At 61.8% G+C, this 4,223-nt stretch carries 4 protein-coding genes; 2 read left to right on the top strand and 2 right to left on the bottom strand.

Annotated features, from left to right (window positions below):
• Both AC2VOG_RS10010 and AC2VOG_RS10005 read right to left on the bottom strand, forming a co-directional pair.
• Window positions 1-1,886: MMPL/RND family transporter (locus AC2VOG_RS10010; protein ID WP_486939746.1), on the bottom strand; the 1,886-nt coding region annotated here is incomplete at its 3' end.
• Window positions 1,883-2,329 (bottom strand): MmpS family transport accessory protein, encoded by a 447-nt coding sequence (locus tag AC2VOG_RS10005; protein ID WP_275564538.1) that lies wholly within the window; start codon window positions 2,327-2,329, stop codon window positions 1,883-1,885. The genes AC2VOG_RS10010 and AC2VOG_RS10005, both read right to left, overlap by 4 nt.
• Window positions 2,330-2,550: 221 nt before the next feature.
• Here AC2VOG_RS10005 and AC2VOG_RS10000 point away from each other — a divergent pair, with 221 nt between their 5' ends.
• Both AC2VOG_RS10000 and rpe read left to right on the top strand, forming a co-directional pair.
• Window positions 2,551-3,168, top strand: coding sequence for a TetR/AcrR family transcriptional regulator (locus AC2VOG_RS10000; RefSeq protein WP_067972353.1), 618 nt, complete (start codon window positions 2,551-2,553; stop codon window positions 3,166-3,168).
• A gap of 309 nt (window positions 3,169-3,477) precedes the next feature.
• Window positions 3,478-4,158: a ribulose-phosphate 3-epimerase gene (gene rpe / locus AC2VOG_RS09995; RefSeq protein ID WP_220695264.1), complete on the top strand. Its 681-nt coding sequence runs from the start codon at window positions 3,478-3,480 to the stop codon at window positions 4,156-4,158.
• The last annotated feature ends 65 nt before the right edge of the window (window positions 4,159-4,223 follow it).

Here is a 4,223-nt window from a genome sequence, read left to right as displayed (position 1 = left end):
TCGATCTGGTCGGGTATCAGCGCCACCAGTTTCGGCTGGATCGCATCCAGCTTGGCCAGAGTTTCGGCGAGGCTTTGCAGCTGGCCGCTGAGCCGGTCCAGACCGTCGAGCGCGTCAAAGACGGACCTGAACGCAGCGCAACTGGGGATATCGTAGCAATGCCGTTCCCAGTAGAAATAACTGCGGATGGGCCGAAGGAAATCGTCGAAATTCGCGAGCTTATCTCGCAAAGCGCTCAATGTGGCGGCCGTTTCATGAGTACTTTCGGTCTGCTCGTGGGTCACCGCGGCGAGCTCCTGCTGCAGCGCATACTGCTGTTTCAAGATGTCGATCGTTTTCCCCAGCTCGTCGGCCTGCCTGAGCAGGTCGCCCGCGCGGTCTTGCTGATATGTCAGGTTCAAGACCTGGCCGACGCTTTGCATGCTGACCTGAAACGGTATCGAGCTATGGTCGATGGGCGTTCCCAACGGCCTGGTTATGGTCTGCACCCCCGCGATACCGGGGAGGTGCAAGACGGCTCTGGCCACCCTGTCCAGGATGATCATGTCGGCCGTATTACGCATGTCATGATCCGCCTCGATCATCAGCATTTCGGGATTCAGCCGAGCCGGAGAAAAATGCCGCTCGGCGGCCGCGTAGCCGATATTGGCCGGGGCGGTGGCGGGAATATAGGGCCGAACGTCATAACTTGTCTTGTACGACGGTAGGGCGAGCAGCCCGATGAGGGCTAATGCACACGTCGCGGTAAGAATAGGTCCGGGCCAACGCACGATGGACGTGCCGATCCGCCGCCATAGCCGAGTTCTCATCGTGCGTTTGGGCTCAAGGAGACCGAAACGACTGCCCACGGTAAGCACGGCGGGGGCCAAGGTGAGCGCACCCAAAAGCCCAACAAAGATGCCTAGCGCGGAGGGAACTCCGAGGCTGTGAAAATAAGGCAGCCGGGTAAAAACCAGGCTTAACAGCGCGCCGCCGACGGTCAGGCCCGAGCCCAAAACGACGTGGGCGGTCCCGTAATACATGGTGTAGAAGGCCGTTTCCCGATCCTGCCCGGCCAGCCGCGCCTCGTGATAACGGCCGAGCACAAATATCGCATAATCCGTTCCAGCGGCGATGACCAACAACGTGAGCAGATTAGTCGCGTACACCGAAAGTCCGATGATCCCGGAGTTTCCAAGAAACGCGACAATTCCGCGAGCCGAGGCCAACTCGATAAGCACCGTGAGAAGCACCAGGATCATGGTGACCACAGAACGGTACACAAATAGCAACATCGTCGCGATCACCAGCAGAGTTATCAGGGTGACCTTTATGGTTCCTTTGCCGCCCACGTTCAACTGATCCGCCATGAGCGGGGCCGCGCCGGTTACATATACCTTGACGTCCTTCGGTCGCTGCGTGTGTTCAACAACATCGCGAACAGCCATGACGGACTCGTTCGCACGAGCGTCGCCTTGATTGCCGACAAGATACAGTTGAACATAGGCCGCTTTGCCGTCTGCGCTTTGCACGCCCGCCGCTGTCAGCGGATCTCCCCAGAAGTCTTGGACGTGCTCCACATGCTTGGTGTCCTGTGAGAGCCTGTGCACGAGCGTGTCGTAGAACCGGTGGGCGTCATCACCGAGGGGCTTATCGCCTTCCAGGACGATCATGGCCGCACTGTCGTAGTGATACTCGTGGAACACTCGGCCAATATGTCTCATCGCCTGCATCGATGGCGCATCTGCGGGAGTCAGCGGCACATTCTGTTCCTTTCCGACCTCCTCCAATCGCGGGACCGCAACACTCGTCACGACAGCGATGCCCACCCAGAGCAGCAGAATCGGTACCGAAAGCCGACGGATGGTATGCGCCAAGAAGGGCCGCCGCACGCGATGGTCGCTCATGACGACTTGTCCAGGCAGAAGGTATAGGCGTTCACCTTGGTGACCGTCCTTTCGTCTTTGACCACACCGTTGACGGTGATGCGACAGCCGATGGAATCGCTGTCACCCTGCGCCACCACGTTGGCGAAGACCGCGGGCTGAGTCGTCCTTATCGAGTACGACCACGGCAGCGTCATGTTGAGGGCCTTCTGCGGCTGAGCATTGACATCCAGGTAGTTGATGGTCGCCACGGTCCCGGGCGCGCCAAAGACCTCAAGGACCACTTCCTTAGGATTGAAGGCGACGATCTCATTCGAGATGCCGCTGCCGGCCGAAGCCTGGTTGTGCGAGCCGAAGACACCGTGCAACCGGTAGATGCTGAACCCCGCAACCGCGACGACGACCACGGCGACCAGCAGCATCCACCCTCGTCTGACCAGGGCGCTAGCTGAAAATCCCTTCACCCGTTAGCCTTTCGATGACGAGTCGCACCATCGCTCTCGCGAGGCCATCGCCGCGACCAACGGTGCCCACCGCGGGAAGGGTGATCTCCAGGACGGCTCCCTCATGCAGCGTAGGGCCCCGAGTCTGGTCGGGTGAAGTGCTGCTGGGCACGAAGACGAAAACCTTTCGTGTGGTGCGAACACCAACACAATGACCGGGTCGGCATAGAATATCAACTGTAATGAATTCTTCGGGCCCTCGGGGACGCAGAGCCGGCAAACCCGATACTCGCAACCAGATCCTCAACGTGGCCCGCCGACGGTTCCTGGAGGGCGGATATCAGGCCGTCACCCTACGATCCGTCGCCGCCGAGGCGGGTGTTGACCTCGCCCTGATCAGTTACCACTTCGGCGCGAAGAGAGGGCTGATCAGCGAAGCCCTCGCCTTGTCGGCCAACCCCGCCGACGTCATCGACCGAGTTGCCGCCGAGGGCGATCCCGCCACATTTGCCCAGCGCACCTTGCAAGGACTACTTGCACTGTGGGAAGAGCCTGATAGCGGCGCGCCGCTGCGCGCGTTGATAGCCGGTGCCGCCCACGACGCGGCGCTGGCAAGTCTGGTGAAGGAGATGGTGGAACGGGAAATGATCGACAAGGTCGCAACCCGGATAGGCGGAGCAGACGCCCACAAACGGGCCGCCGCCTTCTGCGGGCAGATCGCGGGCCTAGTCGTGACGCGCTACATCCTGCATCTCGAACCGGTCTGCTCTATGACGCATGATGAATTAATCCGCCTCTACACTCCTTTGCTGCGCCTCGCGTTGAAGCCAGCCACTCCCGCGCACGGTGGCGTCCGCTGAGCACCGGTGGTGGCCTTTTTTCACCGGGAACCCGCCCGCCGCCCGCGTCCCGGCCGACTCATCCCGCAGACGCTCGGTGCCGGCCACTGCTGGACGCCGTCGCCAACGCCGCGGTCACCATCGCAAGGCTGGAGTTTGTCCATCCCGCAGCGGTTTTGACCGACCTGGCGGCGCATCACCTGACCCGGTAGCCGCAGCGTGCACTGGGCGCGGTCCAAGTCCTCACCATCGACAGACCGACGCGAGACCCCGCACCGATCCAAGGTGTGAATCAGTCCCAGCACTGCTGGTGACCGGGAGGTGGGATGAATGCGCACACCGATACTCGTCGCCTCTGTTCTGCCAGCGGACTTTTCAGAACTCGGCCAGCAAGTCAAGCAACTGGAGAAGGCGGGCGTCGACCGGATCCAATGGGACGTGATGGACGGCCGATTCGTGCCCAACTTGACATTCGGGCCCGACGTTATCGCCGCCAGTCGCAGGCATGTGGGCCTCGGCTTTGAAGCGCACCTGATGGTCGACGATCCAGACCCGATGCTGCCGAGATGGGTCGAAGCAGGTTGCGAGATCGTTATCGTGCACGCCGAGTCGACTCGGCACCTACCTCACACACTTTCTGCGATTCGCGATCTGGGCGCGCGGGCCGGTGTCGCACTGAATCCCGCCACACCGATGCAGGCGGTGACAAACGTGCTGCACTTGTCCGACCTACTACTGGTGATGACGGTCGCCCCGGGCTTCGGCGGCCAGCAGTATCTAGCGGCGATGGAACCAAAGATCGCCGCGGCCCGCGCCGAAATCGACCGCCGCGGTTTGGAAGTCGAGCTGGAGGTAGACGGCGGAATCAACGCCGCGACGATCGGGGCCGCCGCACGCGCCGGCGCAACAGTCTTCTGCGCAGGCTCGGCGTTGTTCAACGGGCCGGGCACGATGGCCGACCGCGTTGCGGCGCTGCGCGAGGCGGCGGCCGCCGGGATGAAACACAATTGAGCATCGCGCCTGCGACCACCAGCCGTCGGCGTCCCATGCGTTGAGGATCGGATTTATCTAGTCAG

It is taken from the genome of Mycobacterium sp. TH-M11, assembly GCF_057473725.1.
The sequence above is the reverse complement of the archived record's forward strand: the minus strand, read 5'-3'. Positions and strand labels throughout refer to the sequence as shown.

Excerpts from the sequence above, each read along its gene's own strand:
- AC2VOG_RS10000 (WP_067972353.1), top strand. The coding sequence starts at position 2,551 with ATGAATTCTTCGGGCCCTCGGGGACGCAGAGCCGGCAAACCCGATACT.
- rpe (WP_220695264.1), top strand. The coding sequence starts at position 3,478 with ATGCGCACACCGATACTCGTCGCCTCTGTTCTGCCAGCGGACTTTTCA.